Source organism: Pedobacter jamesrossensis (genome assembly GCF_042650905.1).
Taxonomy (GTDB): Bacteria; Bacteroidota; Bacteroidia; order Sphingobacteriales; family Sphingobacteriaceae; genus Pedobacter; species Pedobacter jamesrossensis.
Genome location: NZ_JBHSBY010000022.1, coordinates 114,299 through 138,995, shown reverse-complemented (window position 1 = coordinate 138,995; position 24,697 = coordinate 114,299). Strand labels below are relative to the sequence as shown.

The following is a 24,697-nucleotide window of genomic DNA, read 5'->3' as shown; positions in this document are numbered from 1 at the left end:
AGCTATATGAAACCAGGCCTTTAAAATAAAAAAGTTCTTAGGCAGAAATTAACATTTTGTGGATAACACAACGAATTTTAGAAAATTTTATGCGTTGACCCTGATGGATTTACTTGAGAGAAAGGTAAAAACAGTTTTTTCATATCTTCATCTTCAATACCAATTCCTGTATCTTTTATTGCTGATCTTAAAGTGCTTACTCCATTTTTATCTTCATAATTAAGGTACAAAGTTACATTACCCTCTAAAGTAAATTTAATCGAATTGCTTAATAAATTTATGAGGATTTGTTTGTACTTGATTTCATCTGTAACAACGTTTTTTGGAAGGTTTTCATCGATATGGCAATTGAATTTGAGCTTTAAATTATTTAGCAGCGGTTTAATAATATTTTCAACTTCCGAAATTGAGTTTCTAATATCAAACACATGTTTATAGATTTCCATTTTGTTCGCTTCAATTTTAGAAATATCTAGCAAATCGTTCACAATATCTATCATTATGCTGTTACTGGCTTGCAACGTGTTTAGTAATTGCGACTGTTCATAATCTAGATTTGTAAGTTTGAGTAACTCTGAAGCACCAATAATCCCATTTAAAGGTGTTCTTATCTCATGACTCATGTTGGCTAAGAATCTTGATTTGGCTCTGGTAGCAGCTTCAGCTTCTTCTTTAGCAATAATAAGTTCTTGTTGCGAAGTTTCTAATCTTTGCTTGCTTTTTAGCAGTATAAATTTATCGTGTTCAGTAACTTTCTTATACATGGCAAGCATAAGTATCATCATTATTGAAACATCTAAAAAGCCAAAAAGGATATCAAAATTTCTGGAGTTATCACTTGGGTAGTGTGTTACCCAGTTTGGAAATCTATTTTCTCCTACAATACAAAGACTAACAATAGAAAAGAAGTAAAAAACAAAAATGTATCTTAATTTTTTAGGTAATGAAAGCATTGCTATGCTTAAATAAAATATAAAAAATAAAGGAGTAGAACCTAAAGCGCCTCCATTTAAGAACCATGCTGGTGCAATTGAGGTAATATTAAAAATGAAGTACCATAATCTAGTTTTTTCAAAAACTTTATCCCTTAATGCATAATAATAAAAAGCTGCATGAATGAAAATACCTAAAAATATGTAAATATTAAGTACCCAAGATAAGCCTACAATAAAATTAGCAAATATGTTTATTAAAGATATAATGATAACGCATTTGCACAAAACTGCAAAAAGTTTAGCTTCTATACTTATTTTATGGGTGCTTATATTTAAGGATTTAACTATTTTAAAGATTAAAAAAAACCGTTTTACAGCTAAAGATAATTAAATTAGTTATAATTGAGGCTTATCCAGCTTTAAAGTTTAGTTTAACTCTTTGCATAACAGTTTGTAACACAAACACTGTTTTAAAATTATACTTAATTTATTAGATTTGTAAAAATATGCTATCCAAAAAGACTAAATACGCTATTAAAGCACTTGTTGCACTTGGCAAAAATGTAGAAAAACCACCCATGCAAATCTCAAAGATTGCTGAGGAGGAGCATATTCCCAAAAAATTCTTAGAGCAGATTTTATTAGATTTACGTAATGCAGGCTTTTTATACAGTAAAAAGGGAGCTGGAGGTGGCTATAGTTTAAACAAAAAACCTGAAGAAATTCTTTTGGTACATGTTATGCGTGTAACTGATGGGCCAATTGCAATGGTTCCATGTGCCAGCTTAAACTTCTATCACAAATGTGATGAATGTGTAGATGAAAAAACTTGTGGTATAAGAAGTGCTTTTATTGATGTTAGAGATGCTACTTTGAAGGTTTTAACAGAAACAAGCATTGCCGATGTTATAGGTCGTGAAGATACTTTGAAGTTGAGTATTGAAAATTTATAAGCTTTCAATTTTTATTTCAAAAACCTAAGAAGAACACGGATACTGTATTTTCTTAATTGTTCCCGTTGCGAAGGAAAACAACGGTTCCCAAATTCATTAGAAATACATTTCCTTCTAAATATTAACGAATTGTTTGTCAATCTAAAAGGTTATTCAAAACTTTTTTAATAAAAATTACTACTATTCCTATATACTTTATATATTTGACAGATGAACATCAGTTTTATACATAACTCAATTTGTACCCAAATGATTTATTGTTGTTGCAAAACGCAATAGAAGAGGGTATTAAATAATTTATATGTGTAAAATATTGGATGCTTCTCAGAAAAAAGAGAGGCATTTTTTGAGTAAAGCTAACAACAACTATGCAAAGTTTCAGAACAGAACTCGAAAACAATATTGTCGAGCAGGACATTATTGATTTAGAGAATAAGATTAAAGCTTTTCGCGACGGAACCATTCACGATGAGAAATTTAGGAGCTTACGTTTAGCTCGCGGTGTTTACGGACAAAGACAGCCAGGTGTACAAATGATTCGCATTAAACTGCCTTTTGGTAAGGTTACGTTTAAGCAATTATTGCGTATTGCTGATATTGCAGATGAATATGGAAGTGGCAATTTGCACTTAACAACTCGTCAGGATATTCAGTTACATTATGTAAGCTTGGATAGAACACCAGAGCTTTGGGCTAAACTGGAAAAAGATGATATTACGCTTCGCGAAGCTTGTGGAAATACAGTTCGTAATGTAACCGCATCGCCAAATTCGGGTATTGATAAGGACGAACCCTTTGACGTTTCGCCTTATGCACATGCTGTTTTCAAATACTTTTTGCGTAACCCAATTTGCCAGGAAATGGGTAGAAAGATTAAAATTTCTTTCTCATCGAGCGATAAAGATACAGCGTTTAGTTACATTCACGATTTAGGGTTTATACCAAAGATTAACGAAGATGGCGAGCGTGGTTTCAAAGTTTTATTCGCAGGGGGTTTAGGTGCACAGCCGTTTTTGGCTAACGCGATACACGAATTTTTGCATGAAGACCAATTGATTCCTTTTACAGAATCTGTTCTTCGCGTGTTCGATCGTTATGGAGAACGTACCAACAGAAACAAGGCCCGTTTAAAATATTTGGTGCAGAAATTAGGATTAGAAGAGGTTTTACGTTTGGTAGCTGAAGAGCGCATCGCCAATAAAGTTAAAACTTATAAAATAGATAGAGATACTGTGCCTCAGCCAACTTTGCCATTAACACAAGACTTTAGTGAGGTAGAAATATTGAATGAAACACATTATAAGCATTGGTTTGCTACAAATGTTGTAGAGCAAAAGCAAGCCGATTTTTATTCGGTTTATGTTAAAGTTCAGGTTGGCGATATTAAAACAGATAAAGCTAGAGCTTTTGTTGATGCAATTAAACCTTACGTTGCCGATGAAATCAGGGTTACACAAAACCAAGGTTTACTATTAAAGTTTGTTAGAAAAGAGGCTCTGGCATCTTTATATGCAGCCTTAAATAAAATTGGATTCACAACGGCTGGTTTCGATAGTTTGGCAGATATAACCACTTGCCCTGGAACGGATACTTGTAATTTGGGTATTTCTAACTCAATGACATTAGCCGAAGTTTTGGAAGATGTAATTTACACTGATTTCCCTGAGTTCATTTACGAGAAAAACATTAAAATTAAAATTAGCGGCTGTATGAACTCCTGCGGTCAGCATGGTTTGGCAGAAATAGGTTTCCATGGAAGTTCTGTAAAAGCAGAGGGAAAAGTGGTTCCGGCGGTACAAGTAATGCTTGGTGGTGGTACAGTTGGAAATGGTGTGGGCAGAGTTGCAGAACGTGTGATTAAAGTGCCATCGAAAAGAGCAACCAGCGTTTTGCATTTCATTTTAAATGATTTTAAGGCGAATAACGAGGAGAACGAAAACTTTCATCAATATTATGATAGAAAAGGTAAAGACCATTTTTATCAGTTATTAAAACCTTTGGCCGATTTAACAAATCTACAGCAAGAAGAGTTTGTAGATTGGGGCCATGTAGAGCAGTTTGTTACGGCGATTGGTGTTGGCGAATGTGCGGGTGTGGTAATTGATTTGGTTGCTACTTTGCTTTTAGAGGCTGATGAAAAATTCGGATGGGCAAAGCAAAATTTAGAAAAGGGTGCTTACGCTGATGCAATTTACCATACATACAGCACTTTTGTTAGCGCAGCAAAATCGTTGCTTTTAGATAAGGGTGTAAATAGCAGCACGCAGGTTGGCGTAATTAGAGAATTTGATAATCATTACGTGGAAACTGGTGAATTTAATTTATCTACAAATTTCTCTGATTTGGTTCTTCAAATTAACAAAAATGAACCAACTGCAGTATTTGCAAATAGCTATTTTAACCAGGCGGAAGCGTTTTTAAATCAAATAAAGGAAAAAAGGGCAGTATTAGTAAAGTGAGATTTGAGGCAATAGATTTGAGGCCTGGCAAACGCTTAAAGCGATACGCTAAATGCTTTCATTCAGTCATTCAAAATTCATTCATTCAAAATTTAAACGTATGTTAAATCAAAATAAAGAATCAAAAATCACCCTTTTAGGTGCTGGTCCAGGCGATCCAGATTTACTAACCTTGAAAGGTGTTAAAGCTTTGCAAGCTGCTGATGTAGTGTTGTACGATGCTTTAACAAATGAAGCATTATTAGAGCATGCACGTGCTGATGCCATTAAAATTTATGTAGGCAAACGTTCGGGTGAGCACTCTTATCCGCAAGAAACCATTAACAAATTAATGATTGATTACGCCTTAAACTACGGTCATGTGGTACGTTTAAAAGGCGGTGACCCATTTGTTTTCGGTAGAGGATATGAAGAATTGGATTACGCGGCATCTTACAGCATTCCTGTAGATGTAATTCCAGGTATTTCGAGTTCAATTGGTGTTCCTGGCTTACAACAAATTCCGGTTACGCACCGCGGTTTAAGCGAAAGCTTTTGGGTAATTACAGGTACAACAACTTCGGGCGAAGTTTCGAATGATATTTATCAGGCAGCAGAATCAAACGCTACGGTTTTAGTGCTAATGGGCTTAAAAAAAATAGCTAAAATTGTCGAAATTTTCAAAGCAGCTGGTCGGTGCCATTTACCTACAGCGGTGGTTCAAAATGGTTCATCAGCTGAAGAAAAATTAGTAGTTGGTACGGTTGAAACCATCGAAAGTTTGGTTAAAAAAGAAAATATTAAGGCTCCGGCACTTTTAATTTTTGGCGAAGTAGTTTCCTTACATCCATCGTTTAAAAAATTAGTAAAACAATATGCAAGTATTGCCTAACCAACCTAATAATGCAGAATCTTTCTCCGAACAAGAGAAAGGGAATCAGCTTTTTCCAGTTTTTATAAAGCTGAACAAGCTGCGTACATTATTGATTGGTGCAGGGAATATTGGGCTTGAAAAGCTAACAGCTATTGTAAATAATAGCCATCAGGCTAAAATTACCATCGTTGCAGAAATTGTATCGCCAGATGTTTATGCGCTTGTAGCTAACTATCCTCATATAAATGTGATGCAAAAAAGTTTCGATGTTACCGATTTGGAAAACATTGATATTGTTTTTGCTGCAACAAACAACAACATTTTAAACGAAGAAATTAGAGCAGTTACACACGAAAAAGGTTTATTAATTAACGTAGCTGATAAACCAGATTTGTGTGATTTCTATTTGGGCTCTATCGTTCAGAAAGGTGATCTAAAAATTGCCATTTCTACTAATGGAAAATCGCCAACTATCGCAAAGCGATTGAAACAGATTTTAAATGAGGGTATTCCAGCAGAGCTTGATGAAACTTTGCAAAATATGAGTGCACTTCGCCAAACTTTAAACGGCGATTTTTCATCAAAAGTAAAAAAGCTAAACAAGGTTACGCAGAGTTTAATTAATCCCCGTAAAAGCTTTGCCGAGCGCAATATTAAGTGGTTGATTTGGTTAGCGTCAATTTTACTTGTAGGTGCAATCGGTTTTTCACTTTGGAATACCGAGCCAGAATTTCAGGCATTTTTAATTAATATCGACCCACTATTTTACTGGTTTTTAGGAGCCGGATTTTTATTTGCATTAGTTGATGGTGCAATTGGAATGTCTTATGGTGTAACTACAGCTTCATTTTCATTAGCGATGGGTTTACCGCCAGCATCAGCAAGTATGGCTATCCATATCTCTGAGGTTATGAGCAATGGTATTGCGGGCTGGATGCATTATAAAATGGGTAATGTTAACTGGAAATTGTTCAAAATCCTTATCATTCCGGCAATTATTGGAGCAGTTTTAGGTGCATATATTTTGTCATCTTTGGAGCATTATAGTTCTTATGTTAAGCCAGTTGTAGCCGTTTATACTTTGTTTTTGGGTGGTGTAATTTTAATGAAAGCCTTCAACATTAAAAGGAAAAAGGCTAGCGAAAAAATCAAAAAAATTGGTCTATTAGGTTTTGTGGGTGGTTTTATCGATGCTGCTTTCGGTGGTGGTTGGGGTTCAATCGTATTATCGAGTTTAATTGCAGGTGGTCGCCATCCGTTATTTTCTTTGGGTACCGTAAAAATTAGTAGGTTTTTTATTGCAACCTTAAGTTCCTTAACATTTTTTACGATGTTAGGGGGCAAACATTGGGAAGCTGTTTTAGGCTTAATTATTGGTAGCGCTGTAGCATCGCCAATTGCGGCAAGAGTTTCGAACAAAATTTCGGCAAAAACCATTATGGTTGCCGTGGGGATTATCGTAATGATCGTAAGTTTGCGTAGTGTAATTATGTTTATTTTAAAATTAATTTAGTGATGGGCAATTTAGCGGATATACAAGCAGAATTATCGGGATTAAATACTGTAGATAAACTGAAATATCTGGCAGATAAATACGCCGGTACAATAATTTTTTCGACCAGTTTTGGCTGGGAAGACCAAGCCATTACGCACTTAATTTTTTCAAATAATATTCCCATAAAGGTATTTACTTTGGAAACAGGTCGACTTTTTCCAGAAACTTATTATGTTTGGAACCGTACTTTAGAAATATATAATAAACCGATTCATGCTTATTATCCGCAAAATGAATTGTTGCAGGATATGGTTAACGCGAAAGGGCCAAATAGCTTTTATGAATCTGTAGAAAATAGAAAAGAATGTTGTTACATCCGCAAAATCGAACCGCTAAAACGGGCTTTAAAGGGTAACGAAATTTGGATAACGGGAATCAGGGCTGAGCAGAGCGCAAACCGTGAAGATATGCATGATTTAGAGTGGGATGAGGGAAATCAGTTAACGAAATTCCACCCAATTTTCGATTGGACTTTAGATGATGTAAAATCTTATATCAAAGAAAATAACATCGTTTACAATACCTTGCATGATAAAGGTTTCCCAAGTATTGGTTGTGCACCATGTACAAGAGCGGTACAGCCTGGCGAAGATTTTAGAGCCGGAAGATGGTGGTGGGAAGACCAAAGCAAAAAAGAATGTGGGTTGCACGCTACGGAGGCAGAGGGTAAGGTAGTAGAAAGCTAAAAGCTTAAAGACTAAAGCGAAGAGTTTCACTCCTCGTCTTGCGAGGAACGAAGCAATCTTAAAGCATATTACCTCACCCAGTTATAGCAGCTAGTTAAACTCATGGTTTTGCATCGATCTCCTTGAAGAGAAGGAAACTTGAAACAGATGCCTTATACCATAATGGTTAAATCCAGTTATAATAAATCCCTCTCTTTCAGGAGAGGGAGAGCAGAAAAGAAATTAAACCGCTACCATTAATAGGGTGAGGTTAACAACAAATATAAATAGTTGAACAGCGGAACTTTCCAATGTGTGACTATGAAATTAACTATTATAAATTTTAAACATAAAAGCCCCTTTAGGGGGTTGGGGTATGAGTACATACAATTTTGATTATTTAGACGAATTAGAGGCCGAGGCGATTCACATTTTGCGTGAAGTAGCAGGACAATTTGAAAAACCAGCCTTATTATTTTCAGGTGGAAAAGATTCGATTACTTTGGTTCGTTTGGCTGAGAAAGCATTCCGTCCTGGGAAATTTCCATTTCCATTGGTACATATTGATACCGGACACAACTTCGAAGAAACCATTACTTACCGCGATAAAATGGTCGAAAGAATTGGCGAAAGATTAATCATAGGTTCCGTTCAGGAATCTATCGACCAAGGCAAAGTGATTGAGCAAACTGGTAAAAATGCCAGCAGAAATGCTTTGCAAACCGTTACTTTGTTAGATACGATTGCAAAGCATCAGTTTGATGCATGTATTGGCGGTGCCCGTAGAGACGAAGAAAAAGCAAGAGCTAAAGAACGTATTTTCTCTGTTCGTGATGAATTCGGTCAGTGGGATCCAAAACGCCAACGCCCGGAACTTTGGAACATTTACAATGGAAAAATCCATAAAGGCGAAAATGTTCGCGTGTTCCCAATCAGTAACTGGACAGAGCTTGATGTTTGGAATTATATCCGTAGAGAAAAAATAGAATTGCCAAGTATTTATTTCTCACATGAGCGTGAAGTAATTACCAGAAATGGGCAATTAATGGCTGCATCGCCTTTTTTAAATATGGATGAAGATGATTTTATTTTCCGAAAACAAGTACGTTTCCGTACCGTTGGCGATATGTCTTGTACAGCTGCGGTAGAATCTGAAGCTATATTAATAGACGATATTATTGCAGAAATCAGCGAATCAAAAATCTCAGAGCGTGGCGCACGTTTAGACGATAAGGTTTCAGAAGCTGCAATGGAGGATAGAAAAAAAGGCGGGTATTTTTAAAGGAGTAGCTAATAGAGAGCATCAAGATTGGATGCAAGCTGAAATATAAAAATAAGATTAGCATCAAGTTAAAGACTGCAATTTGTATTATAACACATGTCTTGATACTTGATACTCATGTCTTGATACTAACCTCTTAACACTATAAACAACATGAACATATTAAAATTTTTCACAGCAGGCAGCGTAGATGATGGTAAAAGTACCTTAATCGGCCGTTTGTTATACGATACAGATTCCATTTTAGCCGACCAGTTAGAGGCTTTACAAAGCTCTAACCGCAAAAACGACGATGGGACAATTGATTTAGCCATATTAACCGATGGTTTAAGAGCCGAACGTGAGCAAGGAATAACGATAGACGTAGCGTACAAATATTTCCAAACGGAAAAACGTAAGTTTATTATTGCCGATACACCAGGACACATTCAGTACACCAGAAATATGGTTACTGGTGCATCTACAGCCAATTTGGCTATCATTTTAATTGATGCTAGAAATGGTGTGGTAGAGCAAACTATTCGCCATTCTTATCTGGTTTCATTGTTGGATATTAAACACATTGTGGTTTGTATTAACAAAATGGATATGGTTGATTACAGCGAAGAAGTTTATACCTCAATCATCGAAAAATATAAAGTTTTAGCGCAACAACTGAAATTGAAAGATGTTACTTATATTCCTGTTAGCGCATTAAAAGGCGATAATATCGTTCAAAATTCTGAGCGAATGGATTGGTATGGTGGCGAAAGTTTGTTGCACTTTTTAGAAAAAGTTGACACCGATAACTTGGATAAATCGCAATTGGCTCGTATGCCAGTTCAGTGGGTAATTCGCCCTCAAACAGAAGAATTACACGATTATCGGGGCTATGCGGGTCGTGTTTTGAGCGGAACTTTTAACTTAAATGATAAAGTAACAATTTTGCCATCAGGTGCAAACTCAATTATCGAGAAAATCGAATTTTTCGACCAGGAGCCTGTAGCTGCTCATGCAGGTCAGTCGGTTACCATTCACCTAAAAGATGATGTTGATATCAGTCGCGGAGATACGATTGTGAATGCATCGGCTTTGCCTCAGGAATCGAAATTAATCGAGGCCGATTTATGTTGGATGGATGGACGGGCATTGGATACTTCAATTATGTATCTAATTCAGCATAACAGTAAAACCACCAAATGTAAAATCAGCGAAATTCTGCATAAGATAGATATCAATACTTTAGAAAAACATGATGCCGAAGAATTTAAATTGAACGACATCGGTCGGGTAATTATTAAAACTGCAGATGCTTTGGCTTTTGATTTATATGATGATAATCGTGCAAATGGTTCGGCAATTTTAATTGATAGCCGTACAAATTTAACCGTTGGCGCTTTAATGTTTAGAGCCGCGGTAGAATAATATGAGGATGATGTGTGAAGGAAGATATTTAATAATCCATTAGAACCACAACCAAATATAATAGTGAAACTCTAGTTTTTAATTAGGGGAAAGCAATTTCAGGGGGGCATCGGAAACGATAGCCCCGTTTTTCATTTCAATTTTTTTGAGTCAGTCTGAGGATTAATTTATTTCATAAAAATCAATATAAGTGACGTTTTAAGGCAATCGTCATTGCGAGGTACGAAGCAATCTTATTCGAAAGATAATTGAAATAAGATTGCTTCAGCTCACACAAACCCTGCTTCGCAATGACGACAAACAAAAAACGTCAATGGTAGCTTGTCGAAGACTTGTAACAAAAAATATTTCCACTTCAATCGGGTTTATTTTTACGCAGCTAATCATCTATTTGCGTTCCTTACTGAATAAAGTCTAACAAATTTGTTCTGGCAAATACTCATGGGGCATATCGTCATTAACTCTCGGTTTTGGCATATTAACATTATTAACACCCTAAAATAAATTTATGGCGATGTAAGACCAATTTTATAAAAATATTTATCTTCGCTTACACCCCAAAAATATCCCAAATCAAAGCCTAAATTTATGCATGCCGGAAAAAAATATTCTGTAAAAGAATTTATCCTGTGGACTCGCCGCGATATATATCGATTAACTATACTTGCTGTAATTCCTACAATACTTTATCATTTTTGCGGTCTAACTTTCCTCTCCATATCCTGGGTTCCCATTGCGCTTTTGGGTACAGCAGTTTCATTTGTCATTGGTTTTAAAAATAATGCCAGTTATGCCAGGCTCTGGGAGGCTCGTACAATTTACGGGGAATTATAAATTCGAGTCGAAGTTTTGGTGTAATGGTTAGAGATTTTCTGGCATCGAAAGAAAAATCGGAAGAAGTAAAAATTATCTTTTATCGGCACTTTGCCTGGCTTACTGCACTCCGGTTCCAATTAAGGGAACCAAGAACATGGGAAAATATGACAGATGCGGCAAATGCCGAATATGCTAAACTGTTTCACAATGCCGAACGAACAGATAAACTAGAAGAAGTCTTGGCTCAATATCTTTCACCAGAGGAATTGACTTATGTTTTGGGTAAAAAAAATCGAGCCACACAGTTAATGGCTTTGCAATCGAGCCATATTAATAAATTGGCCGCAATAGGAAGTTTTTCAGATTTGCAATTACAATCATTACAAAATGCCATTGGTAATTTCTACGATAATCAAGGTAAGGCCGAGAGAATTAAAAATTTTCCTTACCCGCGTCATTTTTCTTCAATTGCTACTTTCATGCTTAATTTATTCGTGTTTTTGGTGCCTTATGGTTTACTAAATGATTTTAATAAATTAGGAAATGGTACTCTAATTGAAGGGTATTCGGTTTGGCTGAATATTCCTTTTGCAATATTACTAACTTGGGTATTTAACTCGTTGGATAGAGTTGGAGAGGCATCTAGTAACCCGTTTGAAGGAAATGCGAACGATGTTCCAATAACCAATATTTCTAGAACCATCGAAATAGATATGAGAGATATGTTAAATGAAACGAATTTACCTCCGGCATTAACACCAGAAAATAATATTTTGATGTAAATTTATTCTGTTATGGAAATAGTTTAAAATTTTCATCTCATTACTATACTATAATCAGAAACCTAATAATCCCAATTATGAAAAGAAATTTTTTATACTTAGCATTTGTTGCTGTTCCGTTTATTTTTGCTTGCAATCAATCCGATAAAAAAGCAGATATAGCTAAAGATTCTGTGATTAATCAAACTTGTTATGCCGCATCTTTTGAAAAAGATAGTGCTGCCATGATTGTCAAAACAATGGCATCGGGAAAAGTTACTGGTTCTTTATTAATTAAATATGGAGAAAAGCCACAGAACAACGGTAAAATTGATGGTAAGTTTAGCGGAGATACTCTATTAGTTGATTATCGCTTTAACACAGGTACAGATACCACAAAAGCTTTTACCAATCCATTAGCATTCTTGAAAAAAGACGGCAAACTAGTTATGGGTGTAGCCCAAATTGAAACAACTTTAGGAAGATCTTATTTCGTAAAGGGGAAACCTATTAATTATGAGGCAGGCAAATTTACTTTCGTAGAAGTACCTTGTAAGTAAGGTTAATATGATATGAATTTTAAAATAGTTTTAGCAGTTCTTTTTGTCATCCTAATTATCTCATTTTGCTATGACAATTTTTACACTGCAAATTTGATTTCAGGATCATATAGTTATGATTTTCCTCTTGCGGTTCCAGAAGGACCAAATGAGGGTGATAAATTAATTCTAATGAACAATGGGGATTTTAAAAGTGATACGTGGGGTCGTGGTACTTATAAGATAGAGGGAACGAGAATTACATTTAATACTCATGAATTAGGTTTTCAAACTAAACTATACAGACCTTTTTTTTTGGGGAAACCACGGATTAGCATATCAAGTGACCTTGGATACTATTTTAAGCAGAATTGAGTAGGCTGAAATAAATCCTCTATACTAAATCTTAGCATTCTTCTGAAGGCTTTTTATCTACAATTTCAACCTATCATCGTCATTTCGAGCGCAGCCGAGAAATCTTTTAACGTTGCTATAACCTACCTTAAAAGATTTCTCCATTTCGCTGCACTCCAGTCGAAATGACGGGCATTAGTTTAATTCTTAGCGTCTCGCTAATACTTTTTTGTTTAATAAATTTTAACCTTGGCGGTCGTCATTGCGAGGTACGAAGCAATCTATTAAAAAAGATTGCTTCGTACCTCGCAATGACAATTTTATACAAGCTAAAAATTATTTTAAAATAAATTACTACAATTTCTATAGACTTTGTATATTTGAATAATTAATAAGATTAAAAACGAGCTAAAATTTTCTGTCATGATTTTAAGTAAAGTAGAAAAAGCGAACATTGAACCAAAAATTACATTAATAGGTGCCGGTCCTGGCGACCCGGATTTATTTAGTTTAAAAGGTGTTAAAGCATTAAAAACAGCTGATGTTGTTTTATACGATGCAAATGTGAACGAAGCTTTACTATGTCATGCACCAGATGGTATTCCTAAAGTTTACGTAGGTAAACGTAGCGATGATGAAGATTTTTCGCAAGATGCAGTTAATAAGCTGATTGTAGATTACGCTTTAAACTACGGTCATGTTGTACGTTTAAAAAGTGGCGACCCATTTTTTTTCGCCAAAGGTTACGAAGAAATTGATGCTGCAGAATCTTACAGCATTCCAACTGAAATTATCCCTGGTATTTCTAGTGCAACTGGTGCGCCAAGTTTGCAGAAAATACCTATGATTTATAAAGATTTAAGCGAAAGCTTTTGGGCAGTTACCGGAACAAATTCTAAAGGAGAAATTTCTGAAGATTTATTCATCGCCGCAAAAACTAAGGCGACAATCGTAGTACTTAACGGAATTGAAAAAGTAAAAGAAATTGCAGCTATTTTTCAAGCTGAAAGCAAAGGATTGTTACCTGTAGCGGTTATTCAAAATGGTTCTACACCTGATGAAAAAATTGCTGTAGGCATTGTTGATACCATTGCAGAAGTTGTTGAAGATAAAAGAATAACGGCTCCGGCTTTATTAGTTTTTGGAGATGTGGTTTCATTGCATCCCCAGTTTCAACCCATCAGAGATTTCTACGAGATTATTGCTGAAGAATATTAATAATTAACTTAAACCACATTTATTTGTTTTGTTGTAAAAACCGCAGGTGCGAGCCATGCGGTTTTTTTTACTTATATCCTGCAGTTTTAAATAGGGTCGGTAATGCACCGCGTGATAAACAAGCTTTTGTTTAATAAGCCTGATGGAAGTGGAAATCTTTTTTGTTTGCAGCAACCTCTGAGGTACGAAGCATCTGCAAACGATGAAACAGATGCTTCTTGCCTCAGCATTATTAGGAATTAACAAAAAAATTGCAGCAAAAAGCAGGACTAAAATTGCCACGACTTACGGAACATTCACTTTCAAAAACTTTAACTTCCTAATTTTAAAATATCATTCAAAATTTATTTTTCCATTATTTGCAAACCACAAAACAATTAGTAACTTAACAAAGTTATCTACACCAAATATTTGATGGAAATTATACATATAAGCGCCGAGTGTTACCCTGCTGCAAAAGTTGGCGGATTAGCTGATGTGGTTGGGGCTTTACCGAAATACCAGAATAAAATAGGCCACATTGCCAAAGTGGTTGTTCCCGCATACGATACAAAATTCATTCGCGAAAGCGAATTTGAAGTTGCTTACGACGCTTGGTCGAATTACGGCAATAATCATTTTCGATACAGAATTTTAAAAGAGAAAACTAATAAACTGGGTTTTGATTTATACTTAGTTCATATTCAAGGATTAACCGATAGACCGAATGTTTATGGTTATGGAGATGATACCGAGCGTTTCGTAGCTTTTCAGATTGCTACTTTAGATTGGATTGCACAATGGGAGCATCAACCAGATGTAATTCACTGCCATGATCACCATACCGGTTTAATTCCGTTTATGGTTGCAAATTGCCTGAAATACCAAATAATAAGTAAAGTTCCTACTGTTTTAACCATTCACAACGCACAATACCAAGGCCAGTTTGGCTGGGATAAATTATACTATTTACCTGCTTTCGATTTATGGAAAGGTGGTTTGCTAGGATGGGAAGATTCAATTAATCCTTTAGCTGCCGCAATTAAATGTGCTTGGCGGGTTACGACGGTTTCGCCTAGTTATTTAGATGAAATGATGGATAATGCCCGTGGATTGGAAAGTTTATTAAGGCAGGAGCGTTGGAAGTCTGTAGGTATACTTAATGGGATTGATAGCGAAGTTTGGAATCCGGAAACAGACCCCATGCTTGGAAAAAGTTACAATTTAAAAACAGTTGAGACTGGAAAAGCCGCAAACAAAAAGGCACTTTGCGATGTTTTTCAATTAGATTCTTCTAAACCACTTTTTACTTTTATAGGCAGATTGGTTGATGAAAAAGGTGCTGATTTGCTCCCAGATATTTTTTACACCGCTTTACAACAACACGGCGATAGCATAAATGTATTGGTTTTAGGTTCGGGCGATAGTTGGGTAGAAGGCAGATTAAATCAGCTTAAAGATATTTACGGAGGAAAATACAATGCATATATCGGTTACAACGAACAAGTTTCGCACGAAATTTATGCAGGTGCAGATTTCCTTTTAATGCCATCTAGGGTAGAGCCTTGTGGCTTGAATCAACTTTACGCCTTGCGATATGGAACAGTTCCTATCGTACGTAGAGTAGGTGGTTTGAAAGATACAGTAATTGATATTGGTGATGGTGGCTTCGGTATTTGTCACGACCAAACCAGTATTTGGGATGTTACACACGCCATAAATAGAGCTGTAGAATTATATAATGATAAAAAAGCTTTTAAAACTGTTAGAAAAACAATGATGAAGATTGACCATTCGTGGGATAAGGCAGCAACGAATTACATAGAATTATACCAAATATTAAAATAAGCTTAAACATGATTGACAAAGTTTTAGGCGTTATCCTTGGCGGTGGCCAGGGCTCTAGACTATCGCCACTCACACAAACACGTTCTAAACCGGCAGTTCCAATTGCTGGTAAGTATCGGTTGGTAGACATCCCAATTTCAAATTGCCTTAATTCTGGCATCCACCGTATGTTTGTGCTGACACAGTTTAATTCGGCATCCCTAAATAAACACATTAAAAACACCTATCACTTTAGCCATTTTAGTACGGCTTTTGTTGATATTCTTGCAGCTGAGCAGACAGTTCAAAACGCTGGTTGGTTTCAAGGAACTGCAGATGCGGTGCGACAATGTATGCACCACATTGTTTCTCATGAGTTTGATTACATCTTAATTCTTTCCGGAGACCAATTGTACCAGATGGATTTTAAGGAAATGATTGAAAAACACATTGAAGCTAATGCAGAAATTACCATCGCAACTATCCCGGTTACGGCGAAAGATGCAACTGATTTCGGTATTTTAAAGGCTGATGAGGATAACATGATTACCTCATTTACTGAAAAACCTAAAACGGGTTTAGAGGATTGGGTTTCTGATACTGGCGAGGAAATGCAAAGTGAGGGGCGTAACTTCTTAGCATCGATGGGTATCTACGTTTTTAATCGTGAATATTTAATTAATATTCTGAATGAAAACGAAGAGGAAAAAGATTTCGGTAAAGAAATTTTACCAAGAGCAATTGAGAATAGTAGAGTTTTAAGCTATCAATACGAAGGTTATTGGACGGATATTGGTAACATTTCATCGTTTTTTGAGGCTAACTTAGGCTTAACAGATGAAATTCCTAAGTTCAATATGTTTGATAGTAACCACACCATTTTTACAAGAGCAAGGATGTTGCCACCATCGAAAATTTCGGGCACAACTTTAGAAAAGGCGATTATTGCCGAAGGCTGTATTGTGCAAGCGAGTAGGGTAGAACATGCTGTTTTAGGTATTCGTGCCCGTATTGGCAAACATACTGTGGTAACTAATGCTTATATTATGGGTAGTGACCGTTATCAAACTTTAGAGGAAATTCAATCTGAAACGAGCAAAGGAAATGCGCTAATTGGTATCGGCGACAGGTGTTACATTAACAATGCCATAATTGATAAAAACTGCCGCATTGGTAACGATGTAAAAATTAATGGCGGTTCGCATTTAGAAGATGGCGATTTCGAAACCTATGCTGTTAAAGATGGTATCGTTGTAGTTAAAAAGGGTGCTGTTTTACAAAGCGGAACCGTAATCTAAGATAATCATTATCATTAACTAAGGCCAGTTCCATTTTTTTGGGACTGGTTTTTTTGTGCGCCACCCTATCAAATCAAACCTATAAGGTTTTTGAAACCCTATGGTTTAATCGAAAAATTTCCATCAGGCTTACAAACAATGGTTTGCTCCAGTTAAAATACCTAATCTGAAATTCATAATTATAGCTTTTTCACATTCTTTCCAACATTTTAGGCATAGGCTTGTTAATTTATATATACATAAAAATAGCTTATGGCTGAACAACACCTTTATCAAACCGGAATAATAGGAAACTGTGCTTTTTTGGCGCATGTAAATAAAAATACAGATATATCGTGGCTTTGCTGGCCACGTTTTGATAGCCCTTTCGTTTTTGGAAGTTTGCTGGACAAGAAAAAAGGTGGCGAATTTTCAATTTTACCACAAGGCGAATATTCTTCAACGCAGTATTATATCGAAAATACCAACGTTTTAAGAACAGAAATTACCGCTGAAGATGGTAAATATCGCATCACCGATTTTGCGCCACGTTTTCGCCTTTACGAAAGATATTTTAAGCCTTTAATGTTCATCAGAAAAATAGAACCATTAGATGGAAATCCGAGAATTACTATTAAATGTGAACCCGTTTGCGATTATGGCCAAGGTAAAATGCGAGCAAGCAGAGGCAGTAATCACATCGATTATTCTGGATGTGATGAAAACATTAGACTAAGCACGAACATTTCAACAACATACATTCTCGATGAAAAAGCCTTTGTATTGAATGAGGTAAAATATCTAATCATGACTTATGGTCAGAATTTGGAGGCGCCTATAATTAGCACTGCCGAGAATTTTCTTCGCGAAACGATTGGTTATTGGCGTTTATGGATTAAACATTCATCCATTGCTGGTTTTTATCAACCTTTTGTAATTCGTTCTGCTTTGGTTTTAAAAATCCATCAATATGAAGATACTGGGGCAATAATCGCTGCAAGTACAACGAGTTTGCCAGAATCACCTGGCAGTACAAGAAATTGGGATTACCGTTATTGCTGGTTACGGGATTCTCATTATGTACTTACCTCATTAAATCATATCGGTCATTTTGAAGAAATGGAGAAGTATTTTAATTACTTATCTGATATTTCTCATAATGAAGATACACGTTATCAACCGCTTTATGGCATTGCTGGTGAGCGTGAAATTACCGAAAAAACTTTAGATCATTTAGAGGGATATTTGGGTGAACAGCCAGTTAGAGTTGGTAATCAGGCTTATGAGCATATTCAGAATGATATTTATGGTCAGGTTTTAACTTCGATGTTACCGCTTTACACCGACCATCGTTTCGTGTTTTCGGAGCGTAGCGATTCAGTAAAATGGATTGAAAGTGTTTTATCAAAAATTGAAAGAACAATTGATGAAAAAGATGCGGGAATTTGGGAATTTAGAAATATTGCCAACATGCATTGCTACAGTAATTTGTTTCAATGGGCAGGTGCTCAGGCGGCTTTAAAAATGGCTAAAACTATTGGGTCTAAAGATTTTGAAGAACGTGCACAGATTTTAATTGATAAAGCGGCAGCACATATAGAAGCTTGTTACGACCCCGAAAGGAAAGTTTATACGAATGCAGTTGATAGTCCGTACTTGGATGCGAGTACTTTGCAATTAATAATGATGGGCTATTTAGACTCGGCATCTGATAGAGCAAAAGACCATTTAATTGCATTGGAAAAAGAACTCAAAACTGAAGATGGCTTATTCTATCGCTATTTACATGCCGACGATTTCGGTAAGCCAAAAACAACATTTTTGATTTGTGCTTTTTGGTATGTAGAGGCTTTAGCTTGCGTAGGCAGGGTCGATGAAGCGATTAAAGAATTTGAACATATCATTAAGTACTGTAACCATTTATTGCTTTTTAGCGAAGATGTTGATGCTAAAACGGGTAGTCAGTGGGGGAATTTCCCACAGGCTTATAGTCATGTTGGTTTAATGAATGCGGCTTATCGCATTGCAATTAAATTAGATAGACCAATATTTTTGTAGATTATTTCTTTCGGATTTGTTAAAACTTGTCATATTGAGCTTGTTGAAATGTCTTTGTAGTAAAAGGTTCTTCGACAAGCTCAAAATGATAAATATCTATTAATTTGTTATACGGCCTAATTAATTTACCATCTCTTTCTGTTTTACAGATTGAAAATTAATTGAAAGAATTATAATATTCTGTGAAGACACAGACCATGGAATTGGGTTCTTTAGATGTAAAATATTAACATTTGCCGATAAGCTTTCAGAAACATTACTTTACGATAATTTCTTCTTTTACCAAATTCCAAAGTAACTTCCTTACTTCTTTATAATCATTTAAATAATATTTTGCCTCAGAAATATGGTTGCCAACTTTTATTGTAAAAGCATCATTTGGTAAAGCTCTAAAAATATCTTCGTCGGTATGGTCATCGCCAAGTGCTAAAATAAAATCAGGATTTTTATTATAAAGCCAATTTAAAGCAGCTTTTCCTTTATTCACTTCCATGTTTTTAAATTCGATAACTTTATTGCCAGGCATTAGTTGTAATCCTTTATCTGCTGCTAAAATTTTTAGATGGCTTATAATTTCGTTTGCTCTTAAATCTCCCAAGCCTTCTTCAGCTTTGCGATAATGCCAAACTAAAGAATAACTTTTTTCTTCTATGAAAGAACCTGGTGTTCTATCCGTATAAGTTTCTAAAATGGCCTTCATTTCCTGTTTCCATTGGTCGGTGAGGAGTGGTAGGCAATTCCATTTATCGCCATGTGTTTTCTGCCAAGCACCATGTTCTGCAATTAAATCTACTTTTAAATGCCCGAACCAGTTTTCTAAAGTTTCGTTTCTTCTTCCACTTATAATTACAACGCTATTTTTTTCATCAGTAGTTAACTTTTCAATTAAACTATACAGTTCTTCATCTGGTGATGCATCATCAATATTTCCAGCAAAATCAACTAAAGTTCCGTCGTAATCTAAAAATAACACTCGATTGGAGGTTTCGTGATATCTTTCAATAATGTTTTCGTTTATTAAATTAACTGCGTGTTTGGTAAGTAATGAATTTTGAGAATCTTTCACTTCGTTTAGTCTTAAAATAAAATTATTAACCCAATGTTTAACATTGAATTTTTCTACAATTTCCCGCATGGCTTTCATACGAGTTTGTTGCTCTTCCAAAGGCATTTTTAGGGCCACAACAATAGCCTCCATAATATCACCCATGTTATTTGGGTTAACAATTAGGGCGTCTGTTAATTCTTTCGATGCGCCAGCCATTTCACTTAAAATAAGTACGCCATCGTTATTATTTCTACTGGCCACGTATTCTTTGCTCACCAGATTCATACCATCACGCATAGGCGTGACCAAACAAATATCAGCGGTAGAATAAAGTGCCGATAAAACTTCGATAGGAAATGAACGGTAGAAATAATTTACTGGAATCCAATTTATAGAGCGGTAACGAGCGTTCAAATTACCAACAAACTGGTCAATTTGTTCTTTTAAATCTTTGTATTGTGGAACGGTATCTCTCGATGGAACCACAATCATATATAAACCAATCTTGCCGATATATTCAGGGTGGGTTTGCAGCAGCAATTCTAAAGCCTTTAAACGCTCCAAAATCCCCTTGCTATAGTCTAATCTGTCGATAGAAAGAATTACTTTTAAATCTTCTTTTCCTGCTTTAAAATATTCTACTTCTGTTTGCACATCGTTAAAAGATGGTAGATTTGAGAATTTTTCAAAATCAATTCCCATCGGGAAAGCCTCTACAACAATTTGTCTTTCATGGCTGTTTAAAACATTTGCCGACGAGTTTACAGGTAGCAATCTGGTCGCCGTACTTAAAAAATGACGAACATCATCGTAGGTGTGGAAACCGATTAAATCGGCGCCTAACATTCCATTCAGTAATTCATCTCGCCATGGAATTAATCTGAATATTTCGTAAGATGGAAAAGGGATATGCTGAAAAAATCCAATGGTTGATTGTGGGAGTTTATCACGCAAAATTCCTGATAAAAGTAGAAGCTGGTAATCTTGTATCCATATTTTATCTTTTTCTGAAAGTACTTTTAATGCTGCTTTGGCAAATTTTTCGTTTACAGATTTATAGCAATCCCAGTAACTTTGTTCATAATGGGCGTAAGTAACGAGGTAATGAAAAACCGGCCATAAAACTTCATTTGAAAATCCCTCATAGTATAAATTTATTTCATCTTGAGTTAGAAATACGGGGTAGAGATTAAGTTTTTCGAGTTTGTCTATTACTTCTTGCTGCCGTTCTGCTGGAACCTCAATTCCTGGCCAGCCAATCCAGATGGAGTTGCCTGTTTTGTACACATCTCCAAGGCCCGTCGCGAGGCCTCCCTCGCTTGGAATAAAGGTGTACTCGTTGTTTTCTTCGATGATTTTAACGGGTAGTCTGTTCGATATTATAACTGTTTTCATGCTTGTATTTGATGTATCCACATAAATAAAAGCCATTTAAACATAATTTGTTTGAATTTTGTTTCAAAACAAACATTGAAATGATTTTTTAGAAATATCAACCACGGATAAAATGATAAGCGCAGATGGTGCTGTATTAGAACAAGTTTCGAAATTTATTAACAGAAAGATATTTTGATAGTTCATAATTTCCTTGAAAACGGAAATCGTAATGCTATAGAAAGCTTAAAAATATATCCTAACTAAAGCTTTAAGATTCCCGCATACGTAAGAATGACGGCATTGCATTATTACAAGAAAAATTTCAAATGCTACACGTAATTAAACATTAGCGAAAAAGTTGTCTGTTCATTAGGTATGGAAACAACTTCGATACTACCTCGATGCATTTTCATAATATTTCTGCTAATGGTTAAACCAATACCAGAACCATTTTTGCGAGTGGTATAAAACGGAACGAAAATCTTTTCTAGGTCTGAAGAATCGATGCCTTTTCCATTATCGGTTACATCGATGTAGAGTTTAGTGTTTTCCAAACGATAGTTTACAGAAATATGGGGCATTTCGTTTTCTTCAACAGCGTAAATGCTATTTGTAATGAGGTTAATCAATACCTGCTCAATTAGTTTTAAATCGAGCTGAACGGTAATTTTTGATGAAGTTTGTTCAACATCTAAAACTACATTTTTAACTTTTGCAAAAGGCTGCATCAATACTTTGATGTGTTTTAAAATCTCGCCAATGGTATGCGATTCGAGGCTAGGTGTTGGCAATTCTGCAATCAGGCGATAATCTTTAACGAAATCTAAAAGTCCTGATGAACGGCGTTTAATGGTTTGTAATGCCGTTTTTAAATCTTCCATTTCATCCACATCAAGGTTTTTCTTATCAGTTACCATGCTATTAATCGTATCAGATAAAGAACTAATTGGTGTGATAGAATTCAAAATTTCATGTGAGATAACGCCAATTAACCGATTCCAGGCTTCTGTCTCTTTTTGTTCAATTTCATCCTTAATATTTTGGAAACTGATAATTGTGTAGTTTTTACCATAAAGATTTAATGGAATAACTTCAGTAGAAAGTTGGATGAGCTTCTCCTGAATTTTAAGCTCCAAAAATCTTTTTCCTCCAGAGGATATCTGTTCAATTTCATTAGCAAATTCAGGTAAATGTTGCTTTAAACGATGCCAATATTTGTATGCGGGTACGCCTAAAAGATTGGATGCCGCTTGATTAAAGAAAGCAATTTCTTCGTTTTCGTTTTCATTTGCAGTGTTGTTAATTACAATTACGCCAACGGGAACCTGTTCTAAAATGGTCTTAATCAATTGAAATATGGCCTCTTGCTCTAGCCGAATTTGCTTATGAACTAACAGAATATCGCCAAAAGATTCATACAATTCAGGGAAACTTCCTTTTGTAGCTTTATTTTTGAAGTTTAGTGTATGGTCGCGAGTTTTAACCGCTAAAATAAAGCGTTTAATATCTGAACGGATGTCATTAATATAGTAGTAGAGCGAAATTATTGTGCCTAACAGAATTAAACTTACCCCAATAATGGTAAACCAAAGTTGCGTGTTTCGAATTAAATAAAACAGGAGATAGGCTAGTAAATTGATAACCAGCAATCTAAATATTAAACGAAAAGTAAAGCGTTTGTAAAACATTGTTAAGGCTTGAAGGTTTAGGGTTAAAAGGCGGAGGGTTTGTTTGCGAATTAAACCTTTCGCCTTCTACCATACACCTTAATTAAATTCCAAATTTCTCAATTCTCCTGTATAAAGCCGCCCGGGTTAAACCTAATTCTGCTGCAGCTTTTGATATATTTCCTTTGTGTTTATCGATAGCTTTTTGTACCATCATTTTTTCCATATCTCCAAGGGCCATTTCATCGGGCATAGAATTATTTTGTGCAAATCGCTGCGGGCTTAACTGCAAATCTTCTTCTGTAATTTCATTGCTATCACTCATAATCACAGCACGTTCCAAAACATGCTGTAACTCACGAACGTTTCCAGGCCATTTATAGTTCAAAAGTACATCTTCTGCTTTGGTGCTTAAACTTCTGCTTTCTTTATGATATTTCGAACTAAAAACCTGCATAAAATGATTAGCTAAAAGTAAAATATCTGTACCTCGTTTTCGTAACGGTGGTAATAAAAGTTCAACCGTATTAATGCGGAAAAGTAAATCCTGGCGGAAAGTGTTTTTAGCCACCATTTCGTTTAAAGGCATATTGGTGGCTGTGATTAAACGAACATTAACTTTTCTTTCCTTGCTTTCACCCAAACGAGTTACCGTTCTGTTTTGCAAAACGCTTAAAAGCTTTGCTTGTAACGGTGGGGTTAAATTTCCGATCTCATCTAAAAATATACTTCCGCCATCAGCCAATTCAAAACGACCAGGTTTATCTTCTTTTGCATCGGTAAATGCACCTTTTGCATAGCCGAAGAGTTCGCTTTCAAATAAATTCTCATTTAATGAACCCAAATCAACATGCATAAAAACCTGGTTCTTTCTTTGCGAATTTCCATGAATTTCATAAGCAAAAACCTGTTTTCCAGTTCCGTTTTCGCCTAAGATTAAAACGTTCGCATCGGTTGGAGCAACCTTTAACAAAGTGTTTTGAAGTTGCTTTATTCCTTCTGCCTTACCAACAATATGCTCAAAACCACGAGTCATGTCTTTTTGCAAGGAAGAATGAATTTTCTCTAATTTTTTAACTTTTCTATTCGATTCTCGCAGTTTTGATGCAGCTGAAATGGTAGCAAAAAGCTTTTCGTTTTCCCATGGTTTTAGGATAAAATCTGTTGCGCCAGTTTTAATGGCCTTAACTGCCAGTTCTACATTTCCGAAAGCAGTCATTAAAATAACTACATAATCTTTATCGATAGATAAAATATGTTCCAACCAGTATAATCCCTCTCTGCCATCGCTAGCTCCTTTTTGGTAATTCATATCCAGCAAGATAATGTCAACCTCATTTTTACTCAATAGAACATTAATCTCTTTTGGCGATTTACAGGTAATAACCTGCTTAACTTGTTGTTTCAAAAACAAACGGGCACTCAAAAGAATGTCGTCGTCGTCATCGATAATTAAAACTGTGGCGTTTAACCCCCAATCCCCTAAAGGGGGCTTTCCCGTTTTATCGTTCATAGAAAGTATCTAATTTATTAGTAAATTAAAGTTATTGCAAGGTGTAAAATAATCGCAGATTGTGAAGATTTGATTTTACCTTTTAATAATCGCCCTGCAAGTCCACCATGCTTTTAGCTTCCTCTTTAGGGGGCTGGGGGTAAATTTAACTAAACTG

At 35.6% G+C, this 24,697-nt stretch carries 17 protein-coding genes and 1 pseudogene; 14 read left to right on the top strand and 4 right to left on the bottom strand.

Annotated features, from left to right (window positions below; genetic code table 11):
- Positions 1 to 77: 77 nt before the first annotated feature.
- Positions 78 to 1,220 (bottom strand): histidine kinase dimerization/phospho-acceptor domain-containing protein, encoded by a 1,143-nt coding sequence (locus ACFOUY_RS04060; RefSeq protein ID WP_378959181.1) that lies wholly within the window; start codon positions 1,218 to 1,220, stop codon positions 78 to 80.
- A 221-nt stretch (positions 1,221 to 1,441) separates the two neighbouring features.
- On the opposite strand from ACFOUY_RS04060, the gene ACFOUY_RS04055 reads away from it, so the two are divergent.
- The 14 genes and pseudogenes from ACFOUY_RS04055 to ACFOUY_RS03990 all read left to right on the top strand — a co-directional run bounded on the left by ACFOUY_RS04055 (position 1,442) and on the right by ACFOUY_RS03990 (position 18,935).
- A complete protein-coding gene (locus ACFOUY_RS04055) occupies positions 1,442 to 1,888 on the top strand; it encodes an RrF2 family transcriptional regulator (protein ID WP_378959180.1) in 447 nt (148 codons plus the stop codon).
- 368 nt (positions 1,889 to 2,256) lie between these two features.
- Entirely contained in the window at positions 2,257 to 4,347 is a 2,091-nt protein-coding gene (locus tag ACFOUY_RS04050; protein ID WP_378959179.1) for a HEPN domain-containing protein, read from the top strand.
- Between the two features lie 100 nt (positions 4,348 to 4,447).
- Entirely contained in the window at positions 4,448 to 5,218 is a 771-nt protein-coding gene (cobA, locus tag ACFOUY_RS04045; RefSeq protein WP_378959178.1) for a uroporphyrinogen-III C-methyltransferase, read from the top strand.
- Positions 5,202 to 6,713 carry a TSUP family transporter gene (locus tag ACFOUY_RS04040; protein ID WP_378959177.1) on the top strand — a complete coding sequence of 504 codons (1,512 nt, stop codon included), beginning with the start codon at positions 5,202 to 5,204 and terminating at the stop codon, positions 6,711 to 6,713. The genes cobA (ACFOUY_RS04045) and ACFOUY_RS04040 overlap by 17 nt, the downstream gene beginning before the upstream one ends.
- A gap of 2 nt (positions 6,714 to 6,715) precedes the next feature.
- Positions 6,716 to 7,441: a phosphoadenylyl-sulfate reductase gene (locus ACFOUY_RS04035; RefSeq protein WP_378959176.1), complete on the top strand. Its 726-nt coding sequence runs from the start codon at positions 6,716 to 6,718 to the stop codon at positions 7,439 to 7,441.
- Positions 7,442 to 7,796: 355 nt separating this feature from the next.
- On the top strand, positions 7,797 to 8,702 hold the full coding sequence (gene cysD, locus ACFOUY_RS04030) for a sulfate adenylyltransferase subunit CysD (protein WP_378959175.1): 906 nt from the start codon (positions 7,797 to 7,799) through the stop codon (positions 8,700 to 8,702).
- 153 nt (positions 8,703 to 8,855) lie between these two features.
- Positions 8,856 to 10,106, top strand: coding sequence for a sulfate adenylyltransferase subunit 1 (locus ACFOUY_RS04025; protein ID WP_378959174.1), 1,251 nt, complete (start codon positions 8,856 to 8,858; stop codon positions 10,104 to 10,106).
- A gap of 588 nt (positions 10,107 to 10,694) precedes the next feature.
- Positions 10,695 to 11,704: pseudogene (locus ACFOUY_RS04020) on the top strand (bestrophin family protein).
- 77 nt (positions 11,705 to 11,781) lie between these two features.
- The gene (locus ACFOUY_RS04015) at positions 11,782 to 12,243 is read left to right on the top strand and encodes a hypothetical protein (RefSeq protein ID WP_378959173.1); all 462 of its coding nucleotides are present in this window, start codon (positions 11,782 to 11,784) and stop codon (positions 12,241 to 12,243) included.
- Between the two features lie 12 nt (positions 12,244 to 12,255).
- The gene (locus ACFOUY_RS04010) at positions 12,256 to 12,597 is read left to right on the top strand and encodes a hypothetical protein (protein ID WP_378959172.1); all 342 of its coding nucleotides are present in this window, start codon (positions 12,256 to 12,258) and stop codon (positions 12,595 to 12,597) included.
- 402 nt (positions 12,598 to 12,999) lie between these two features.
- Complete coding sequence (gene cobA / locus ACFOUY_RS04005; RefSeq protein WP_378959171.1) at positions 13,000 to 13,794, top strand: uroporphyrinogen-III C-methyltransferase; 795 nt, start codon at positions 13,000 to 13,002, stop codon at positions 13,792 to 13,794.
- Positions 13,795 to 14,208: 414 nt separating this feature from the next.
- The gene (locus ACFOUY_RS04000; RefSeq protein ID WP_378959170.1) at positions 14,209 to 15,621 is read left to right on the top strand and encodes a glycogen synthase; all 1,413 of its coding nucleotides are present in this window, start codon (positions 14,209 to 14,211) and stop codon (positions 15,619 to 15,621) included.
- A gap of 8 nt (positions 15,622 to 15,629) precedes the next feature.
- Positions 15,630 to 16,898: a glucose-1-phosphate adenylyltransferase gene (locus ACFOUY_RS03995; protein ID WP_378959169.1), complete on the top strand. Its 1,269-nt coding sequence runs from the start codon at positions 15,630 to 15,632 to the stop codon at positions 16,896 to 16,898.
- A 252-nt stretch (positions 16,899 to 17,150) separates the two neighbouring features.
- On the top strand, positions 17,151 to 18,935 hold the full coding sequence (locus ACFOUY_RS03990; protein WP_378959168.1) for a glycoside hydrolase family 15 protein: 1,785 nt from the start codon (positions 17,151 to 17,153) through the stop codon (positions 18,933 to 18,935).
- 256 nt (positions 18,936 to 19,191) lie between these two features.
- Here ACFOUY_RS03990 and ACFOUY_RS03985 read toward each other — a convergent pair whose 3' ends face one another.
- From ACFOUY_RS03985 to ACFOUY_RS03975, 3 genes are all read right to left on the bottom strand, one after another.
- Positions 19,192 to 21,378 (bottom strand): bifunctional alpha,alpha-trehalose-phosphate synthase (UDP-forming)/trehalose-phosphatase, encoded by a 2,187-nt coding sequence (locus ACFOUY_RS03985; protein ID WP_378959167.1) that lies wholly within the window; start codon positions 21,376 to 21,378, stop codon positions 19,192 to 19,194.
- A 311-nt stretch (positions 21,379 to 21,689) separates the two neighbouring features.
- On the bottom strand, positions 21,690 to 23,048 hold the full coding sequence (locus ACFOUY_RS03980) for a sensor histidine kinase (protein ID WP_378959166.1): 1,359 nt from the start codon (positions 23,046 to 23,048) through the stop codon (positions 21,690 to 21,692).
- A gap of 82 nt (positions 23,049 to 23,130) precedes the next feature.
- Positions 23,131 to 24,540 carry a sigma-54-dependent transcriptional regulator gene (locus tag ACFOUY_RS03975; RefSeq protein ID WP_378959165.1) on the bottom strand — a complete coding sequence of 470 codons (1,410 nt, stop codon included), beginning with the start codon at positions 24,538 to 24,540 and terminating at the stop codon, positions 23,131 to 23,133.
- Between the last annotated feature and the right edge of the window lie 157 nt (positions 24,541 to 24,697).

What these genes read in the sequence shown, in the direction of transcription:
- ACFOUY_RS04015 (WP_378959173.1), top strand. Translation starts at nt 11,782, where the DNA reads ATGAAAAGAAATTTTTTATACTTAGCATTTGTTGCTGTTCCGTTTATT.
- ACFOUY_RS04025 (WP_378959174.1), top strand. Translation starts at nt 8,856, where the DNA reads ATGAACATATTAAAATTTTTCACAGCAGGCAGCGTAGATGATGGTAAA.
- ACFOUY_RS03995 (WP_378959169.1), top strand. Translation starts at nt 15,630, where the DNA reads ATGATTGACAAAGTTTTAGGCGTTATCCTTGGCGGTGGCCAGGGCTCT.
- ACFOUY_RS03985 (WP_378959167.1), bottom strand. Translation starts at nt 21,378, where the DNA reads ATGAAAACAGTTATAATATCGAACAGACTACCCGTTAAAATCATCGAA.
- cysD (WP_378959175.1), top strand. Translation starts at nt 7,797, where the DNA reads ATGAGTACATACAATTTTGATTATTTAGACGAATTAGAGGCCGAGGCG.
- ACFOUY_RS03990 (WP_378959168.1), top strand. Translation starts at nt 17,151, where the DNA reads ATGGCTGAACAACACCTTTATCAAACCGGAATAATAGGAAACTGTGCT.
- ACFOUY_RS04010 (WP_378959172.1), top strand. Translation starts at nt 12,256, where the DNA reads ATGAATTTTAAAATAGTTTTAGCAGTTCTTTTTGTCATCCTAATTATC.
- ACFOUY_RS04035 (WP_378959176.1), top strand. Translation starts at nt 6,716, where the DNA reads ATGGGCAATTTAGCGGATATACAAGCAGAATTATCGGGATTAAATACT.
- cobA (WP_378959171.1), top strand. Translation starts at nt 13,000, where the DNA reads ATGATTTTAAGTAAAGTAGAAAAAGCGAACATTGAACCAAAAATTACA.
- ACFOUY_RS03980 (WP_378959166.1), bottom strand. Translation starts at nt 23,048, where the DNA reads ATGTTTTACAAACGCTTTACTTTTCGTTTAATATTTAGATTGCTGGTT.
- ACFOUY_RS04000 (WP_378959170.1), top strand. Translation starts at nt 14,209, where the DNA reads ATGGAAATTATACATATAAGCGCCGAGTGTTACCCTGCTGCAAAAGTT.
- ACFOUY_RS04040 (WP_378959177.1), top strand. Translation starts at nt 5,202, where the DNA reads ATGCAAGTATTGCCTAACCAACCTAATAATGCAGAATCTTTCTCCGAA.
- ACFOUY_RS04050 (WP_378959179.1), top strand. Translation starts at nt 2,257, where the DNA reads ATGCAAAGTTTCAGAACAGAACTCGAAAACAATATTGTCGAGCAGGAC.
- ACFOUY_RS04055 (WP_378959180.1), top strand. Translation starts at nt 1,442, where the DNA reads ATGCTATCCAAAAAGACTAAATACGCTATTAAAGCACTTGTTGCACTT.
- ACFOUY_RS03975 (WP_378959165.1), bottom strand. Translation starts at nt 24,540, where the DNA reads ATGAACGATAAAACGGGAAAGCCCCCTTTAGGGGATTGGGGGTTAAAC.
- cobA (WP_378959178.1), top strand. Translation starts at nt 4,448, where the DNA reads ATGTTAAATCAAAATAAAGAATCAAAAATCACCCTTTTAGGTGCTGGT.